The organism is Vibrio sp. PNB23_22_6 (assembly GCF_052877535.1).
Map to the genome: position 1 here is coordinate 16,991 of NZ_JBNFXP010000009.1, position 17,847 is coordinate 34,837.

At 45.3% G+C, this 17,847-nt stretch carries 14 protein-coding genes and 2 pseudogenes; 6 read left to right on the top strand and 10 right to left on the bottom strand.

The genetic code is table 11. The annotated features are described in order from the left end of the window. Window positions 1-45: 45 nt before the first annotated feature. Both ACVA54_RS09285 and ACVA54_RS09290 read right to left on the bottom strand, forming a co-directional pair. Entirely contained in the window at window positions 46-1,452 is a 1,407-nt protein-coding gene (locus ACVA54_RS09285) for an aminotransferase class V-fold PLP-dependent enzyme (RefSeq protein WP_099078219.1), read from the bottom strand. A 580-nt stretch (window positions 1,453-2,032) separates the two neighbouring features. Then, window positions 2,033-2,430: pseudogene (locus tag ACVA54_RS09290) on the bottom strand (sensor histidine kinase); the annotation flags it as partial. Between the two features lie 213 nt (window positions 2,431-2,643). Here ACVA54_RS09290 and ACVA54_RS09295 point away from each other — a divergent pair. The 3 genes and pseudogenes from ACVA54_RS09295 to ACVA54_RS09305 form a co-directional block, all read left to right on the top strand. Next, window positions 2,644-3,126: a hypothetical protein gene (locus ACVA54_RS09295; RefSeq protein WP_099078220.1), complete on the top strand. Its 483-nt coding sequence runs from the start codon at window positions 2,644-2,646 to the stop codon at window positions 3,124-3,126. Between the two features lie 77 nt (window positions 3,127-3,203). Next, window positions 3,204-4,133 (top strand): LysR family transcriptional regulator, encoded by a 930-nt coding sequence (locus tag ACVA54_RS09300; protein WP_099078221.1) that lies wholly within the window; start codon window positions 3,204-3,206, stop codon window positions 4,131-4,133. Further along, window positions 4,126-4,299: pseudogene (locus tag ACVA54_RS09305) on the top strand (VOC family protein); the annotation flags it as partial. The gene ACVA54_RS09300 and the pseudogene ACVA54_RS09305, both read left to right, overlap by 8 nt. Window positions 4,300-4,467: 168 nt before the next feature. On the opposite strand, the gene ACVA54_RS09310 reads toward ACVA54_RS09305, so the two are convergent. Next, window positions 4,468-6,486, bottom strand: coding sequence for an alkyl/aryl-sulfatase (locus tag ACVA54_RS09310; RefSeq protein WP_446649547.1), 2,019 nt, complete (start codon window positions 6,484-6,486; stop codon window positions 4,468-4,470). 123 nt (window positions 6,487-6,609) lie between these two features. On the opposite strand from ACVA54_RS09310, the gene ACVA54_RS09315 reads away from it, so the two are divergent. Continuing rightward, complete coding sequence (locus ACVA54_RS09315; protein WP_446642894.1) at window positions 6,610-7,521, top strand: LysR family transcriptional regulator; 912 nt, start codon at window positions 6,610-6,612, stop codon at window positions 7,519-7,521. A 140-nt stretch (window positions 7,522-7,661) separates the two neighbouring features. Here ACVA54_RS09315 and ACVA54_RS09320 read toward each other — a convergent pair whose 3' ends face one another. Next, the gene (locus ACVA54_RS09320) at window positions 7,662-8,051 is read right to left on the bottom strand and encodes a cytochrome b562 (RefSeq protein ID WP_099078224.1); all 390 of its coding nucleotides are present in this window, start codon (window positions 8,049-8,051) and stop codon (window positions 7,662-7,664) included. Between the two features lie 128 nt (window positions 8,052-8,179). Beyond that, window positions 8,180-8,932, bottom strand: coding sequence for a phosphatase (locus tag ACVA54_RS09325; RefSeq protein WP_172438059.1), 753 nt, complete (start codon window positions 8,930-8,932; stop codon window positions 8,180-8,182). Window positions 8,933-9,183: 251 nt separating this feature from the next. Between ACVA54_RS09325 and ACVA54_RS09330 the strand changes: the two genes are divergently transcribed. Both ACVA54_RS09330 and ACVA54_RS09335 read left to right on the top strand, forming a co-directional pair. Continuing rightward, window positions 9,184-10,221 (top strand): S1 family peptidase, encoded by a 1,038-nt coding sequence (locus ACVA54_RS09330; protein ID WP_119464324.1) that lies wholly within the window; start codon window positions 9,184-9,186, stop codon window positions 10,219-10,221. Window positions 10,222-10,336: 115 nt separating this feature from the next. After that, window positions 10,337-12,508 (top strand): EAL domain-containing protein, encoded by a 2,172-nt coding sequence (locus ACVA54_RS09335; protein ID WP_446644353.1) that lies wholly within the window; start codon window positions 10,337-10,339, stop codon window positions 12,506-12,508. Window positions 12,509-12,566: 58 nt separating this feature from the next. Here ACVA54_RS09335 and fliJ read toward each other — a convergent pair whose 3' ends face one another. The 5 genes from fliJ to fliF are packed head-to-tail and all read right to left on the bottom strand — an operon-like array spanning window position 12,567 to window position 17,846. After that, window positions 12,567-13,007 (bottom strand): flagellar export protein FliJ, encoded by a 441-nt coding sequence (gene fliJ, locus ACVA54_RS09340; protein ID WP_446580603.1) that lies wholly within the window; start codon window positions 13,005-13,007, stop codon window positions 12,567-12,569. A gap of 3 nt (window positions 13,008-13,010) precedes the next feature. Continuing rightward, window positions 13,011-14,360 carry a flagellar protein export ATPase FliI gene (fliI, locus tag ACVA54_RS09345; RefSeq protein WP_119464321.1) on the bottom strand — a complete coding sequence of 450 codons (1,350 nt, stop codon included), beginning with the start codon at window positions 14,358-14,360 and terminating at the stop codon, window positions 13,011-13,013. Next, entirely contained in the window at window positions 14,353-15,108 is a 756-nt protein-coding gene (fliH, locus tag ACVA54_RS09350) for a flagellar assembly protein FliH (protein WP_119464320.1), read from the bottom strand. The genes fliI and fliH overlap by 8 nt, the downstream gene beginning before the upstream one ends. A gap of 4 nt (window positions 15,109-15,112) precedes the next feature. After that, window positions 15,113-16,132 carry a flagellar motor switch protein FliG gene (locus tag ACVA54_RS09355; protein ID WP_099078231.1) on the bottom strand — a complete coding sequence of 340 codons (1,020 nt, stop codon included), beginning with the start codon at window positions 16,130-16,132 and terminating at the stop codon, window positions 15,113-15,115. Then, window positions 16,095-17,846 (bottom strand): flagellar basal-body MS-ring/collar protein FliF, encoded by a 1,752-nt coding sequence (gene fliF / locus ACVA54_RS09360; protein WP_099078232.1) that lies wholly within the window; start codon window positions 17,844-17,846, stop codon window positions 16,095-16,097. Before fliF ends, ACVA54_RS09355 begins: the two co-directional genes overlap by 38 nt. Window position 17,847 lies beyond the last annotated feature (1 nt).

Genomic DNA, 17,847 nt, shown 5'->3' on the forward strand with positions numbered 1-17,847 from the left:
ACAAAGCGCCCAATTAAGGGCGCAGAATACCAACCTAAGATGGAATTAGAAAGAGTAGTAAAGATCTGCAATCGCTTTTACCAGACCTTCAACATCGCTCTCATCATGGAACAAGTGGGTCGAGATACGCAGTGCGTGCGTTTCGTATGCGTCCTCTTTGTATAATTTGAAGCTTGTCGTGCGGATGATGTAGCCATATTCTTCACGAAGACGGTCGCGGAACAGAGTCAGTCGCTCATTATCTGTCACATCGTTTAATGGGTTAAACGTTGTTAGACCACTGGTTAAGCCTTCCACATTTGGCGAATACATCTGAGCATGTGGTAACGCTTCGTTAAGCAGCCTCTTACATAAAGCGCTCAACTCTAGTACACGCGCTTGGATGCGGTCACGACCAATTTCATCCCACATTTGACAACTATCCGCAAGCGCTTGTTTTGCTGGGTAGTTATCATTACCAACGTATTGCATTTGTAACTGCTTACCTAAGTAATCTGAGTGAGAAAGAGAAGAGTTGATCAACCACAATGGATTTTCACGATCGCTCCAGTACTCATTCAAACGGTTGCCGTTATCACGTACATACAAGATACCTGTTGCGCCCGGACCACACTGCCACTTATGACCAGATCCTGTATAGAAGTCACAATCCATATCGTGGAAGTCTAAGTCAAACATACCAACAGTGTGAGCACCATCAACTAAAGTTGGAATACGGTATTCTTTCGCTAAAGAACAGATCGCTTTAGCAGGCAGAGTCGTACCCGTTTTATAAGTGATATGAGAAAAAACCATCAAGCGTACATTTTGGTGCGCTTCAATCGCATCACGGAAAGCTTGAACGTAATCTTCTTCAGTCACACTCTCTGTACCTGTAAAGACAGGAAGTTGAACCTCGACCACGTCCACACCAAAGCGGTGTTTCGCCACATTCATTGGAGATGTCGCAGCAATATGCTCATGGTGAGTGGTCAGAATAACATCACCTGGCTCGAAATGTAGGCCGTTAATAATCGAACATAAACCATCGGTGGTATTGCGGCATAGTACCATTTCATTCGCATTCGCACCAAAGCCCGGTGCAATGTCGGCAATCATATCTGATACATAAGGAAAACCGCCAAATTCACCTTTCATGTCCCAAGGGTATTTCGCAACCAACATATTATTGTGCTCGTAACCTTCTAAAACATGCTTTGGCATCGACCCTGTGGTACCGATATTCATGTAAGTCGTTCGTTTATCTAAAACAAACTGCTTTTGTACTTTATTCCAAAAGTGCTTATCATTTTTTTTGCCTAGTGTGCCGCTGTTCCAATCAATTTTCGGTTCCGCTGCTTGAACAGCGCCAGAAAATGCGGAAGCACTGACGCCAGCTACAACTGCGCCAGTTGCGCCTTTAAGAAAGTTGCGTCGGCTGTAATTAGTCTGAATAGATTCCTTGTCGCTCATTTTTCGGTCCTTGTCGGAAATTTAGCCATATTATTAATTATGAGACCGTAACTATCTGTTACCAATACATTATTACCTATTCACCCAATTAATTAGGCATTTTCACTGCAATTAAGTGACCCCGGTTCCACTTTTCACTAATAATGGCGAGATAAGCAGCAATTTTCCCCTTAATAAATAAACAACTAAACACATATAAAATAAACAACTAAACACACATTAAAATACTCCCACAAACACCCATCGAATAATATATCGAACAATAATTTAACAATCCGTAAACAACAGCTTAAATTGAATTTTGTTAACTCAAAATGGCAACATCGACACCAAAGTTAATTATTCAGTGTGTCACATTAAATATGTGATGATATGCATTTTATTTAGACCCATCCTTTGTGTTGTTTTAATGCAATTTATTAATGTTTTTTACACGCTAACAACATGGGAAAGAAAGCTACCTGTCGTTATACCCAAACGACATCAATATGTAGAGAGCTGATCTGTCACTGAATCACGCAGCCAGAGATTACTTAGAGATTCACCACCAACATCATAACGATCTAAGGATGAACTGTTGCTAACAGGTAGATTTGGTTGTACTCGTTACTAAATAGCTATGGTGTAGCATCAATATCGATTGGACAATTTTCGTTCCAATGCCCAATGAGCCTGTGGGAGCACTTTTCTCGATATGATTGGTAAAAGTGAAATAAATTCGTGACTCACTCTCAATTAAGTGAGCTTGGTAATTCACCTCTGTTCCGATTGGGCTGTGACGCAACGCATTTCCAATAGGTTAATAGTTAAGCGCTCCACTAAACCTTTATCACAGACCGTTTGAATCCCTTTGTCGGCATCAATTTTCAACACCACTCCTTAATGTGAAAACTGGCATTACATCGTCTTGGTACACTCAGCCATCAACGTACCAAGCTTCACTGGGCGATATTCATAACTCGTCATAGGGGCTTCTTTGTCCGTGACTCGTGTAGGTTAAGTATTACGCTTCGAACATTTTGCGTTCTTGACTCTAAGAATGACGATCAAATCTATCAGCAACTTCATCAAATTCTCACAAGTTCTATCGAATATCTGAGCCAGTAATGTCATAGTGCGACTCAGCTATTTACTCTAAGTGCTAATCCCTCCTACAATGCGTGATTCACGGTTCTCATGACGGCTCTCACAATGATTCATCACGTGCTTTCTGCCTACTATGGCGAAGTTTATGGCATCGCATTTTTCAATCACTACTTAAATAACTACTCATGCGCCAAGCGAGATGAACTTTGGGAAACCTTGATGAAGGTAGAAGAACTGACCGCAGAGAAGCTCAAACCCATTCTGACCACCAGAGGAATGGACATCGAGAGTCGGCATAAAGAGATGCTTGAAAAAGGCCTCGCAGATGCAGAAAAGTGGATCGCGTTACCATGGGACGAACTGGTTTCAACCTTACTCACTTGGGTCGAACCTTATGAAGTGAAATACCGTCGCTGGTATGAACAAGTTGAGGTACAGACCAGCACAACAGAAGAGTCCACCACTTTGAAAGCCGCACTTGAGTTAATCGCTGATCACGAGACCGCGATTTATCGTTGCTGGCAGCAATACCATTTTGGTGAATCAGGTTTGCCGATCCTAACGGCTTTTCTAATAAAATATCGCTAATGCGAGACGGCGACACTTGAACCAAGCTACGTTGCGCCAGACAATATCGTCATTTCGCTACGCAAAACTGAATCATTATGGTTAACCCAAAGCTCATTGCTCTACTTCCTGATCTTGCTTCGTTTATCTTAGTAGTAAACGAAGGCAGCTTTACTGCCGCAGCCAAAAAGCTCGGTGTAACGCCCTCTGCTTTAAGTAAGCTGATCACACGATTAGAGCAAGCCCTTTCAGTAAAACTGTTTGAACGCACCACGCGTAAACTGCTCATCACCCAAGCTGGCCAAAAAGTGTATGCCCAGAGCATTGCTATGGTGAACGCAGCGCAGCAAGCAGTGGAGCTCTCTGCAGAAGAACATACTGAGCCAGCAGGTGCTCTCACCGTCGCAGCACCAGAAGCGTTTCTTAATTCGGTGCTTCAGCCGTTTGTTTTACCTTTTTTGCAGCGTTACCCAAATGTTCAGCTGAAGTTACGCGCCGCAGATGGTGAGATTGACCTGTTCCGCCAAGGTATTGATGTGGCGTTCAAACTCACGGATAAGCCGGACGAAAACTTGGTTTTAAAAGAGATCAGCAAGACCAATCTAGTTTTGTGTGCTTCTCCAGATTATCTCGCCAAACACGGTATGCCAGGGCATCCAACTGAGCTTGAACAGCACGACTGTATTTACCTGGCAGAGAACGACAAAGACAACATCTGGTCATTCTTCAAAGAGGAAGCGTTTCACTCGATTGCCGTCAGTGGTCGCTATGCCGTTAATCATTCTCAAATGCGTTTAAACGGCGTAAAGGCAGGGTTGGGGATTGGCATCTTCCACGATTTTGTAATTAAAGAGGCTCTTGCGTGTGGCGAAGTGGTTGAAGTGCTGTCGGATTGGATGATTAAGAGTAACTACCACGGCGCTATTGCGATGCAGTACGCGCAAACCAAATACATGCCAGCCCGCCTACGCGTGTTTATCGATTTTATGAAGGAACACTTGAGGTCGAAGGAACTGCGTCATGTTTAATGCCATTCACCACATCGCGATCATTTGCAGTGATTACCCAACTTCGAAACGCTTTTACACCCAAGTGTTGGGGCTAAAAGTCATTGCTGAAAATTATCGCAAAGCCAGAGACTCCTATAAGCTTGACCTTGCTCTGCCTAACGGTGTTCAAATCGAACTGTTTAGCTTACTCTGTGTATGAACTCAAAAACAAGGTTAATAAGTGACTGCTATCTCACAGGTTTTGTTGGCTAACCGCTGAATAAAACAAGGGGAAAACACTACGGTACGTGCGCCCCAGTAGAAAACAAAAAGCCTCGGCGCACCGAGGCTTTGTTTTACGACTATGCGCTAATTACTTTGCTGGCATAGGAAGAATTTCAAACATCCCATCAAAATCGTCCAATGTGTTAGCCAGCTGGGTAATAAGGATTGCATTTCCCGTTAACTTCGCTTTACCGGATTTCACAAGTTCATCCAACGTTGCTTGTCCTAGTACCATCGCAGTCATATCCGCTTTACTGATTTGCAGCGTGACATCTGTGGTTGGCAGCTTATCAACTTGGATGTTCGCCATATTGGAGTTAGACACTTCCCCAAAGTAAGACTCATTTAAGTCTGGGTGGTGAATACCAAAGTTAAAATCGAGGCCTGCTTGCTCTGCTTTCTCCGCATTTAATCGAACTGCAAGGAAGTCCAAGAACATGCCAGTTGGCGTATTCGCAATGACATCTGGAGATGCCAGTTTAATCGATGGCTGAATGTCTCCAGTACGAAGCTCAACGGCGCCTTGCAGGTAAGAGTTACGCCAAGCCATGGTTTCAGACTGGTAGCCTTGTTGCTCAAAGCTATCCGCTAACGCAAAACGGTAGTCGATATTGCTTGGCTCACACTGAACAAGGTCATTAAACAGTTGTGATGCCTCTTGGTACTCGCCCTTTTGAAAGTGCGCTTGTCCTGCATTGAATAAGGTATCCGCACCTGCGGCTTCAACATAAACACACGACTTCGCTTTGGTTTGCAGTGGATTGGTGTTCACTGGGTTCATGTCATGGTAACCAAGGTACAGGTTCACAACTGCTCGTGCATTATGACTGTATGAGCCATGATAGCCGTTTGTGTGCCAAGTGTCTTTTTGAGATTGAGGAACGATTTTTTCAATCTCACGCCCAACATCATGGATGGTGACACCATGGTTCGCTAAACGCATCGCTTGGTTATGGATAAAGCCATAGTTATCACGTTGGAGCGTCATGTAATCCGCAATTTCGTTGGTTTCTGTCTTGCCATCATTCCACACTGGTGCAGAGTGAGCGGCATGAATGTTATCAACCAAGCCACTATCAACGTAGCGTAACTTCAGCTCTGTCAGATACTTGGTCCAAACTAGTGCATCACGCACTTTCGCACCACGGAAAGTATAGATATTGTGCATACCGTCATAGGTTAATTCCGCAGTATTCAACGAGCGGTATTCGGGAATATAAAGAACGATTTCTGCAGGCGCCTCAGCCCCCGGCATATTGATCGCGTGGAACTCTAACCCGTCAATGGTGACGACTTTTTCGCGTTCTTCAATTTCTTGTGTCGGAGTAACCAAGGTGACTTCACCACGAGAAGTGCCGAGACCAAGCGCATTATCAACGATGCCCTGAGTATTGTTATCCAACGTGGTTCCGTATTGGTAATTGGCACGACGCCCCATTGCAGCACCTGCAATCACGTTTTCGTCCGCTAGCTCTTTGATAAAGTCATTTGGTGCATAGATTGGTGCGCCTTCAACAAAGTCACCCGACTCAAAAATACCGCGTGAACCACCAAAATGATCTGCGTGCATGTGCGAGTAAATCATGCCCGTAATTTTGTGTTCGCCATTAATCTTTGGCAGATGCAATTTGGCAAATGCCCATGACGCCGCTGCCGCTTCTTTCGATAGCAAAGGATCGTGAATCACATAGCCATTATCAGTGCGATAGATGGTCATGTTAGACAAGTCTGCACCGCGAATCTGATACACCCCATCCGTCACTTTATACAAACCACCAGCGGCGTAGTTCAACATTCCCTGGCGCCAAATCGATGGGTTAACCGATGCAGGTAATTGCTCCACACTCATGTCTGACATGTATTCAAAGCGGTTCTTTAGCTCGCCCGCTTCATGAGTGCCAAACTCGGCAATGAGCCCTTTCTTCGTACGATCAAATGCACTGACGTCTTGCCAAGGTAGATCTTTCGCCAACGTCGCATTTGCACGCTGAGTATGTTCCGTCGCTGGCTTACCTTGGTAAGTATCTAAGCTGGCGTAATCCGCCATCGCAGAAAAAGAAACGAGTAGTGCAAGTGAAATCGCTGAAGGTGCAAAACGGTTAGTCATAGTGAGCCTCGTGGTGTCTCGTTTTTCGATATGAGGCTACTTTAATTCGTTGACACATCAAAATACATGCATGAAACTTTATTTAAAACATCACATATTGTTATGTTTTAAGAGGAGGAGCTTGTGCAACGATCCAATATCGACCTGAATTTACTTCACGTGTTTATTGCGGTTTATCAGCACCGTTCAATCACGGTTGCAGCGGACATCATGGGTTTAACTCAGCCCGGAGTCAGTGGGGTGCTGAAACGACTTCAACAGCAGCTAAGCGTACAACTTTTCGTTCGCTCAGGACGAGGCATTGAGCCTACGCATCAGGCTCACGAGTTAGCCCGTCAAGTTGAACCCGCACTCAATCAAATCCGAAATGCGTTGGAAGGAATAGACCGTTTCTCCACAGAGAACTCACGTCGTTTTGTGGTTTATACCACTGAACCCGTAATGTTAATGCTACTGCCGAAGATAGAGGCCGATACTCGCCTAGGACAGGTTGAGATTGAGTTACACCCTACGCTTTCTAGTGAAGAAAAACTGATCCATAACCTCAATCAACAAAAAGCCGACTTGGCGATCGACTTCGCGAATTACTCCGCACCTTCTTTTTTCTCTGAGTTTTTTTTAAATGATGAGATTTGCGTCATTGCTCGAAAAGCGCACCCGAGAATACAAAACTCACTGACGCTTGAGCAGTTTTATGCTGAAAAGCACGTCACCTTAAAACTGCGAAGAGAGGACGCTTATCTTGCTGACTATTTTACTAAAGAGTCGATTGGGGAGCGCAAAGTCGCTGCCGAATGTGATTCATTGGTGTCTCAAATGACGATGGTCTCAAACTGTGATTACTTAGTAGCGACGGTAAGAAGTATCGCTGACCAATTTGCAGAGCGACTCGATCTGCAAGTGCTTGATGCTCCTTTCACCAACATTCCTGTGAAATATCGGCTACTCACCCATAACCGGATGAAACACAGTCCTGCCAATATCTGGCTAAGAGACAAGCTCAGGTCATATTTCTCTACCGAGTCATCGACTTAGTAACGAGAGAAGTTGGCGATAACCGCACAATAGTATTGAGAGTGATTTAGGGGAGGAAGCAAGAGCTGGACGTCGAAGAAACAACAAGCCCACCAAATGGCAGGCTGATTTTTGTATTCATTTAAATATTGCCTGAGCGCTCAGCCGAACAGCTTGCTCCAGATACTTGGGTTACGCTTGTCGTGATACTCTTCACGTAACCCATCAATTTCACGCAATTGCTCTTTCGCTTCAGTTAGCTTACCTGCGTCGAGGTCTGATTCAATATTATCTAACGTGACAGACAGTTTATTAAAACCTTCTAGGTAAAGGTCAAACTTTTCTGGTGGGTAGTTACCACGTTTAGATTCTTCGACGATTGCTTGCAAGCTATCAATGGCAGACTTCATGGTTTCGACATCCGATGCTCCCGCTGCCTGTTTAAAATCCATTTTCATCTGCTTCATATTTTGTTTTAAATCGACGGCTTCTGCCATTGCGTATGTTGAGCCTAACGCAACCACACACCCTAAAACTACAGGACGTAACATTTTTACTTCTCCATTGTGTGCCGTATTCTGAGTCAGCTTTTTATACCCATAACCAAGGTTACTCAAGTATTGGAGTCGCAGTGTAAAGCAATCTATTCGCTGGTGCACAGGCAAAAATGTAATCAGGTTTATGCAGTGCGAATCTCGTCAAATTCTACGATAGGATTACGGCCACGTCGTTCTAGAAATGACAAAAACTGATCAGTCGAGTGAGTGATCACCTTAGAGCTGTCAATGCCAACACCATCCATCAACTCACTGACTAAACTTAAATTACCGACATCATGACAGAAATGTGCGTCACTGCCCGTGGTAAAGTACACACCGAGTTCTTTCCCGATTTTCGCAATCTCATAACAACGCTCCACACTACCAACGCGGCTGTTGCCTTTCAGTGTGGTGTTATTGATTTCAATCGCCACATTATACTGTTTTGCACACGTTAATACGGCGTCAAAATCAAAGTCAAAATTCGGGTTGCCCAAATGCCCAAGCGCATCTACACGACCATTTTTAATCACATTAATCAAGGCTTCGGTATGAATGGCTCTATTTGCGGGAATAAAGACGGGTTCGTGAAAGCTCGCAATCACCCAATCAAGGTTGAGATCAACACTAGACGGGATATCAATATCCCCTTCTGTATTCAGAATGTTTGATTCCACACCGCGAATAATCGCCACTCCATCTAAAAAGCGAGGAAGCGTTTTTTGGTTTGAGAAGAACCAGTAGTGAGGCGCCCCCGGCATTGATTCCGCGTGGTCAGTGGTACAAAACATATCCAGACCATTCACTTTTGCCAATTTAGCGTTTTCAATCAACGTACTGTATGCATGGCCACTCGCATAGGTATGTGTATGAGTATCAACTTTTAATTCCATCATTCATTCTCTTGAGTGCACAGTTGCAACCATTGTATACCCAAATGAGTTTAAGGTGCAGGATGACGTGGGGTTACAGGAGCAAGCACAAGAAAAACAGCGAGGCGTAATAGTAAGCGCTTTCCAAGTGGTTTGACGATGAAATGCACTAATTTTGCGAATGTATACACAGAGAATCATTTGTTTGACCAAATTGAATCCAAAATTAGTATAAAGTACAACATATACACTAAGCTCCAAGGAAAGGTCTTATGAAACTTATCAATGTCTTACTCGGTACCGTATGCTTACTCGTTCCCACACTCGCTACAGCCGTTCAAAATGCCACGGAGCGCAACCCGGGGGTTTCAGCCTTTATCATCGGTGGACAGCCAGCCGCAAAGAATCAACTCCCATTTTTCGCCCGTATCATTCTCCATCGTTCTGGTGAAAAACAGTTCTCGAACCTTTGTGGCGGTTCAATTATCAACGACCGCTATATCATGACTGCCGCTCACTGTGTGACGTCAGATGTCTTTACTGACCGGTGGACTATCGACGACCTTCGTGTCTTGGTTAAGAACCCCACAATGGACAACGTATATATTGAAGAATTTAAAGACGTCCGGACAATTACCATTCACCCAGACTACAATGCCAGTGATTTATGGCTCAACGATATTGCGATTTTGGAGCTTAGTCACCCAATCACCGACAATGTCGAGTCCATTACTCTACCTCAAGACTTTGGTGATTACAGCAGCCAATCTAAATATCAGATATTCGGTTTAGGTCAAACGTCGACAAATGATGAAACCGGACCAAACGCCTTACTCTGGGCAGAAGTCAAACCTCTCACTGACACTCAATGCGCCTCATTAGTGTCTGGCTATAATGCTCAGGAAAGCTTATGTGCCAATGGGTTCCCAAACCAAACCTATACCAGTATCTGTCGTGGTGATTCTGGCGGCCCATTAACTTACCAAGATGCTAACGGAACTTACCAACAAATCGGGATTGTTAGCTACGGCTCGAGCATCTGTGAATCACCTGACATTCCAAGTGTCTTTACCGAAATACTTAATTATACGTCTTGGATTGAAGCACAAACGAGTGCGGGTAATAAGACCAGTTATGATGCCTCACTAGCAAAGACCGAAGACTACCACAGTCAAGGTGATTCCGGTTTTGAACCAAAAGACACGATCAGCAATAGCGATCAAAACAGCAGTGGCGGTTCGACAAGTTGGTTAGTGCTATTGCTTACTATTTCTCTCCTAGTCAAACGAAACGTCAGTCAAACACGTTAGAAATAGCAGGCTATTTCATAGCATTGCTCCCTTGGACTCGAATCAATGACAACGATCTGAATCCTGCATCTTGAAGTCACTTGGGTATATAGGCAGACGAGCTCCGAGAAATGAAATGACTAACACTTTTAAAATCAAACACGTGGTGGATGCTGTAAAATTTAACATTGCGATCTTCACCAGTGTAATGATCGCTTTTGCACTGTCTTCGTTTTTCGTCATCGCATATGATACTTATCAAGTTATTTCGTTTGTTAGCGCCATCTTAGTGGTTTGCTTTTTCCGCTACGATAGTAAAGCATTAGCCCCCACTTTTCTGGGACTTCTTGTCTATTACTTATACACCAATAGAGCCTTTGACACCTCAGCTGTCATTGCTGCCACAACGATTCTCATACATTTCATCTGTTGCAAACTGTTTAAGCTACTACTAAATAAACAAGAGCATTCAACGGTATTTTCGGCGATGAAGTTATATTTCATCGTTTTCGGCTGCATGCTACCCATCCTAGGGGCGATAACCTTCTCATTACTTAAGTACTGGTTTAATGATGCACCAACCAGCAGCACGTTTTTCGTCTATTCTGCGTTAGGGCTGTATCTTACCCAACTGTTAGTCACTCCACTTCTGCATGTCGCACTGAACGCCTTACTAAAAGATCGCACTAACGGGATAACTCAATTGGATGACAACTTGCGCGTCTCATCAAGCCGAGAACTAGGCTACATCGCTTGGCTTGGCATGTGCGTGGTCATTATGGCCGTGGCGGTTTCTCATTCAAGCCCACTGCTTGCCAATATACTCTGTTTTCTATTGTTGATCGTCATTGTATCGGGCTTTGGCAGACACGGATTAATCCGCCCTCTTTTGCTCGGTTCTGTTGCCATTCTCACTATCATCCAAAATGAGATACATCGGGTAAATCTCAACTACGGGCACTATGCTAACTTCTTAGAATGGATCGTGATTGCCGCCGTAACAACGACGTTGGCGTACCTGTTAGGCAGTCAATCCATTCGTCGCTACGAGCTTGCTCAGAAGCAGATCCAGTACGAGCGAATCGACCCATACACTGGCCTGTACAACATTGCACAGCTAAAAGAAGACTTAGAGCTCCACGGTTCATTGGTATTAGTGTACTTAGATTTAGCTCCAACGATTTCGAAAATATCTGACTTGGACCATGAAGGGAAGACCCAGCTTATTCAACAACTTCATGATTACTTATGTAAAGGCATTACCAGCTTACCACATTGCTTCCGTCCACCTTTCTCTATCGGTATTCTTGGTTACGCTTTGCGCGATAGCCGCATCAACTCTAATTTAAACCGTCTCACTAAATACCTTGATGAATTCCAGTTTTATTGGCAAGGCACATCGATATCGCTGGTGCTGCCAACATTGCACTGTACTCATGCTTCACTGGACGATGACATAGAGAAAACCGTGTCTGCACTTTGCGATCAGCAACCGAGTTACGGCCAGTCAATACGCTGGTTAGATGCGCATCACGTACCAGTGAGAGGATTAGACAAACTAAGCTTTATTCAACAAGTGTTTAAAAAAGGCATGTTCGAACTTTATTGCCAACCTTATGCTAAGTTAAATGGCAAACAGGACAACGCATGCAGTTTCGAAGTGTTGTTGAGGATAAAAAACATCGATGGCACTTACCTTTCCCCTGCAGAGATTTTTCCTCTTATCAATCAGTTCGGCTTAGAAGTTGAACTTGACCACTGGGTTATTGATAATACATTTAAAATGCTGAGCGGGTCTGTTCGCGATTGGAGCCACATTGAAAAATGCGCGATTAACTTAACCGCAAAAACGCTTGGGGTTGAACACTTAGCGGATAGCATTATCAACCAAGCTAAAGCGTTTAACATCCCACTTTCCCGTATCTGTTTTGAAATTACTGAATCTGCCGCATTCCAGAATGAGCAACAGGCGATTGATACGTTAGTCGCGATGAGAACGGCGGGCTGTAAAATCGCGATTGATGATTTCGGCACCGGGTATGCGAGTTTCGCTTATCTGCGCAAACTGCCATTAGACATATTGAAAATTGATGGTGCATTTGTCATCAATCTACCAAATAGCGAAACCGACCGATTGATCGTGAAATCCATTTGTAATGTCGCCGATGACATGCATTTAGAGACTGTTGCTGAGTTTGTGGAAACTGAAAAACATATAGAGATATTGAAAAACCTAGGTATCACCTACGCGCAAGGCTACGGTGTGGCGAAACCTAGACCACTACTTACATTTTTAAACACATTTTGAGCCTGAAAAGAAGCTAGAGATTAGATTAGATGAAATTTAAATGAACATAAAAGGGCGTTTATAACGTTCTTCGCTTTAGCCGCGAGTTAATAATATCTTCAATCAGTTTTTGTTCTTTTTTGGCTTTCTCGTAATTCTGCTTTTGGCGCCAGCGTTCAAGCACTTTTTCCAGTCCCTTAATGCGAGCATGCTTGTTCTCTAGTGTTTTTTGTACCGAGGCGCATTCTGCTTGCATCAGCGCTTCCTCTTGCTCATGGTGACGGAGCATCTTTTGCAGCAAGTGATCGACACGATTAAGGTTCATTAATGTGGCGCTATTGAGTGTCGGCGTCGTCAATGCGGAATGCCCTGCATGCGCTTTCAGTTCCGATAACTGCGCCAACTGTAGCGATAAATGAGCGTGTCGCTGCCGCATGACATCCAACTTCTGACCTACTCTATCGCGCTGCTTTTCTTCCATTTGTTGCAGTTTGCCGACGGCTTTTAACTTGGCTTCCATGCACTATTGCCCACTTTGAAACATCTGTGCCAACGCGGTTAAACTGGTTGGATAGTCTACCGCTTCATTCGCTGATTGCTGCAAATAAGCACGCAATTTCGGGTACATCGAAACGGCCTGATCCAACTCCGGATCTTGCCCCGGCTGATATCCTCCCAACGGCAATAACTCTTTCACCTGCAGATAATTGGAATAGTACTGACGGAAATTGTTCGCAATAGCGCTGTGCGCTTCATGAGTACATGCGTTCATACAGCGGCTGATCGATGCATTGATATCAATAGCGGGATAATGCCCCTGCTCTGCCAATTGACGAGAAAGAACAACGTGACCATCTAATATTGCCCGAGCTGAGTCCACCACTGGATCTTGTTGGTCGTCCCCTTCAGCTAATACTGTATAAATTGCGGTTAAACTGCCGTGAGGGTTTTCACTGTTCCCTGCGCGCTCTAAAAGTTGCGGTAATACACTGAATACCGAGGGCGGATAACCACGCGATGCTGGCGGCTCGCCAAGTGACAACGCGATTTCTCGTTGCGCCATGGCATAGCGAGTAAGCGAGTCCATCAACAATAAAACGTCTTTGCCCTGATCACGAAAGTATTCTGCTACGCGATGGCAAAGTAACGTCGCTCGCAAACGCATTAATGGTGATTCATCGGCGGGTGCTGCAATAATGACCGCTTTTTGGCGTGCTTCTGGGGTTAAATTTCGTTCGATAAATTCTCGAACTTCTCGTCCTCGCTCACCAATCAAACCAACGACGATCACATCCGCTTCGGTGTTTTTCGTGATCATACCCATTAAAACACTTTTACCAACACCACTGCCGGCCATCAGACCAATGCGCTGGCCTTTACCGACAGTCAGTAGCCCATTAATAGTACGGACACCAACGTCTAGCGGCGTATCAACTGGCCTACGCTTAAGCGGGTTGATCGGTTTTGGCTCAAGTGAAACTCTATCACCGCCCTTAAGTGGCGCACCATCATCAAATGGTTCGCCTAACCCATTAACCACACGCCCTAGCCACTGCGAACTAAGTTGTACGGTGCTGTCGCCATCCAGTGGGATCACTTTTGCGCCAGCAAATAACCCACCTAAACGTCGTATTGGCATCAAATAAGCAACCGTATGTTCAAAGCCCACCACTTGCGCTTCAATCATATCGCCTTCCGCTGTTTCGACTAGACAGCGTTGTTCTAGTTTGAATCGGCACCCCACTGCTTGTAGCATCAGCCCATTCACCTTGATTAGGCGACCGGTAACTCGGGCGACAGGGATCGAATCGAGCGATGCTAATGCATCGCTCAAACGTTCATTCAATAGTTCGTGGCTTAAGGTGCTACTCATTTTCTACTTCAACCGAAGGGAGAGGAACTTCGTCCAGCAAATGCTGCTTTACGTTATCCATACAAATTTGTAATCGAGAATCACAACTCGCATCAGCCTCTGCATCATCCGTCACCAAGTGACAACCACCTACCGGCAATTCGCTGTTCGCAACCAACTTCCATGACGCTGACAACTCTTTATTGATTTGCGTGATCCGTTCAAGATCTTGCGGATTCAAATGCACCGTCACCGTTTCTGCTTTACCCGGCATAGCCGATAAGGTTTCATCCACCAACGCCAAAATCTGCTGAGGCATGAGTGTGAGTTCCGCTCGAATCACTTGTTGCGCGACTTTCTGAACAAGTTCACAGATCATTTGACGCTGCTGTTGCTCTTTCTCACTTTGCCAACGAGACAAGGCTTGATAAAGTTCGTTGACCGGTTTTGCTGCCTCTAAAAAGCTTTGTTTACCCGATTGCTCTCCAGATACGAAACCTTTCTGAAAACCTTCTTTCTGCCCTTCTAGAAGGCCTTTCTGCTTACCTTGCTCAATGCCTTGACGTAGACCTTCCTCGTGACCTTGCTGCAAGCCTTGTTGAAAACCAACTTCTAATTGCTGCTGAATATCAACTTGAGTCTCTTGCCAGTTCTGGCTTTCCGATACAAAATCATCTTCAATCGTAACTGGCTTAGCTAACGGAGGGAATCGATGTAAACGATAACCATTCGGAGGTAAACGCATGATAGTGGATCTTCTCTCTGCCATTGTGTTATTCCACCGTTTTCTCTTCATAAAGAACCAGCTGGATTTCACCTGCATCATCCAGTTCGCGAACCATCTGCATGATGTCGTTACGTGCACGATGAACGCGGCTTAATGCCACCGCACCACGTGACTCCATCTCATCTTCTAGTGCTTTTACCATGCGCTGTGGCATAGAGCGTTTGATCGCTTGCAGCAACGTAATCTCAGATCCTTTTAGCGCCACTGCCCACATTTCTAGTGGAATTTGTTGCACAAGAATATCCATCGTTTCTTCGCGCTGACGGCCGAGAACCATGAAGTCAAACATGTTCTGTTCGATCTCATTGACAACATCGGCATCGTGAAGTTTAAGCATTTCCATCAACGACGCTCGATCACCTTCAAAACGGTTAATGATGTCGGCCGCCTGTTTGACGCCCGACAGGGGTACGCTCTGATTAGCGGACACTTTCTCAATGCAACGTTCCACCAATTCGTGCAGATCATTCGCTACTTGATGGTCAATGTCTTGTAGTTGTGCAATGCGGAATAAGATCTCATCATGATAATCTTGAGGCAGATGCTTCAATACCACAGAAGAGCTATCCGCGGGTAGGTAAGCCAGGAAAATCGCCTGCATCTGCGGATGCTCATTGACGATAAACCGCGCCAATGTTTCCGCTTCAACCCATTGCAAACGTTTCATATTGTTGCGAATTTCATCACCGTATAGGTTATTAAGTAAGCCTTTCGCTAAATCATTACCCAACGCTTTGCGCAGCGTATTCGACAAGTACTCTTTTGAAGCACCGCGAATACCACTGTGATCACTAAAGTCTTCAAAGAAGTTCTGAATCACCGTACGAGCAGACTCACTTTTGATGCCGTTGAGTTTCGCCATTGCACGAGTAACACACTGTGTTTCGTCTCGACTAAAATGTTGCAACACCTTCGCCGCCGCGTCCTCACCCATGCCGAGCAGCACCAGTGCGGTTTGTTCTACATAACTAAGCGTCTGCTTCGACGTTGACTGTGCTGTGTTCATTGATGTTTACCCATTGTTTCAATATCTCGGCTACACGCTCTGGCTCTTCATTTGCAATAAGCTGTAGGTGTTTAAGTTGGATCTCTAGTGGTGATCCTGGCGGTGGCAACATATCGCTGTTGACATCCAGTCCAGAAGACAGAGCTATACCTTTCTCGGATAGGCGACGATTAAGTACATCTTCATACTCGTACTCTTCACGAGTCTGTAAATTATCATAGCTTGGTTCATCTTGCGGCGGGGCGAACTCCAACTCAGAAGAACGCTTGTCTGCGCCAGTTAGGTGCATGATCAGTGGACGAAGAACGAACATAATCATCGCCAGACCCAACATGCCACCAATAACGTAACGTAAGGGCTGCTGAACTGTTGGATCTTGCCACCAAGGCAGTGCTGGCGGCGCGTCGATCACAATTGGGGTGAAGTTAAAGCTCATCAAACTCAAGCTGTCACCACGTGCATTCGAGATACCCACCGCGTCCATGATCATGGTTGAGATTTGCGATTTATCCGCTTCACTCCATGCGACACCATCCGGTGCGGCTTGCGAGTTAAGCAGAACTGACACGCTGAGCTTTTCAACTTGACCTTGTTGGTACTGAGTTCGACGCACACTGCTGCCTACCGCATATTGGCGATTAACTTCTGAACGTGCATTGGTGTTCTGGCTATCGTTGGTTGGCGTTTCACCGGTTACAGGTGGTTGATTGCTCAAAGAGCCCGGAATACCTAATGCAATTTGGTCAACGGAGTTGTTTTGGATAGTGTGTTCATTACGAACGACCGGTGCGTTATCGAGGATCTCTTGTGTCTCTTCGACTTGGCTAAAGTTCATATCCGCCGCAACTTGTACGCGGAAGTTACTTGGCCCCACGATCGGCGTCAGCATGTCAGCCGCGCGCTGGATGATTTGCTTCTCAACACTCTTTTGGTATTCAAGGTATTTCGCATTCACTTTGCCCGCTTCAGCAGAAGCCACATCCGCACTCAGTAGTCGACCGTATTGGTCAATCACCGAGACAAATTCAGGCTTCATTGCTGTCACGCTGCCAACCACTAGGTTGATGATGGCTTCGACCTGCTCAGGCTTCAGATCTTCCCCCGGCTTAAGCTCTAACATCACAGAAGCCGAAGGGTTTTCCGTGTTTTGGCGCACAAACAAGGTTTGACGAGGAACCGCAAGGTGGACACGTGCATTCGCTACTGCATTTAGCGACATGATAGTGCGCACTAACTCACCTTCTAAACCGTGGCGATAACGTGCCGTTTCCATAAACTGGCTGGTACCTAGCGAGCTGTCTTCTTTTAATGAATCCAGACCCGTTGGCAATTTCGCTTTCACCCCTTTCGAAGCAAGCAGCATGCGGATGCGGGCAACTTCACCCTCCGACACCAACACTTGGCCGTTTTGTTCTTGCATGCGGTAGCTAATGCCTTCGCTTTCAAGCACTGAGATGATTTCACCGATATCGAAACGCTCTTGCTGACTATATAGCGGTCGGAAGCTCTGAGAAGAACTCCACAACGCGACCACAATAATCGCGGCAACAATGGCTGCCAATACGGCGGACAACACAAGGTTACGCTGGCTGCTTGACCACAACTGTCTGATTTTATATTTCACATCATCCATCCCTTTTGAAGAGGATAGCGTTTGTGTTGAACTCATAGGCATTGCCGTGTTTCCGGCAACTTGGGGAGTAATTTCTGACATA

Excerpts from the sequence above, each read along its gene's own strand:
- ACVA54_RS09300 (WP_099078221.1), top strand. The coding sequence starts at position 3,204 with ATGGTTAACCCAAAGCTCATTGCTCTACTTCCTGATCTTGCTTCGTTT.
- ACVA54_RS09310 (WP_446649547.1), bottom strand. The coding sequence starts at position 6,486 with ATGACTAACCGTTTTGCACCTTCAGCGATTTCACTTGCACTACTCGTT.
- ACVA54_RS09285 (WP_099078219.1), bottom strand. The coding sequence starts at position 1,452 with ATGAGCGACAAGGAATCTATTCAGACTAATTACAGCCGACGCAACTTT.
- ACVA54_RS09320 (WP_099078224.1), bottom strand. The coding sequence starts at position 8,051 with ATGTTACGTCCTGTAGTTTTAGGGTGTGTGGTTGCGTTAGGCTCAACA.
- ACVA54_RS09355 (WP_099078231.1), bottom strand. The coding sequence starts at position 16,132 with ATGAACACAGCACAGTCAACGTCGAAGCAGACGCTTAGTTATGTAGAA.
- fliH (WP_119464320.1), bottom strand. The coding sequence starts at position 15,108 with ATGGCAGAGAGAAGATCCACTATCATGCGTTTACCTCCGAATGGTTAT.
- fliJ (WP_446580603.1), bottom strand. The coding sequence starts at position 13,007 with ATGGAAGCCAAGTTAAAAGCCGTCGGCAAACTGCAACAAATGGAAGAA.
- fliI (WP_119464321.1), bottom strand. The coding sequence starts at position 14,360 with ATGAGTAGCACCTTAAGCCACGAACTATTGAATGAACGTTTGAGCGAT.
- ACVA54_RS09330 (WP_119464324.1), top strand. The coding sequence starts at position 9,184 with ATGAAACTTATCAATGTCTTACTCGGTACCGTATGCTTACTCGTTCCC.
- fliF (WP_099078232.1), bottom strand. The coding sequence starts at position 17,846 with ATGTCAGAAATTACTCCCCAAGTTGCCGGAAACACGGCAATGCCTATG.
- ACVA54_RS09325 (WP_172438059.1), bottom strand. The coding sequence starts at position 8,932 with ATGGAATTAAAAGTTGATACTCATACACATACCTATGCGAGTGGCCAT.
- ACVA54_RS09295 (WP_099078220.1), top strand. The coding sequence starts at position 2,644 with ATGATTCATCACGTGCTTTCTGCCTACTATGGCGAAGTTTATGGCATC.
- ACVA54_RS09335 (WP_446644353.1), top strand. The coding sequence starts at position 10,337 with ATGACTAACACTTTTAAAATCAAACACGTGGTGGATGCTGTAAAATTT.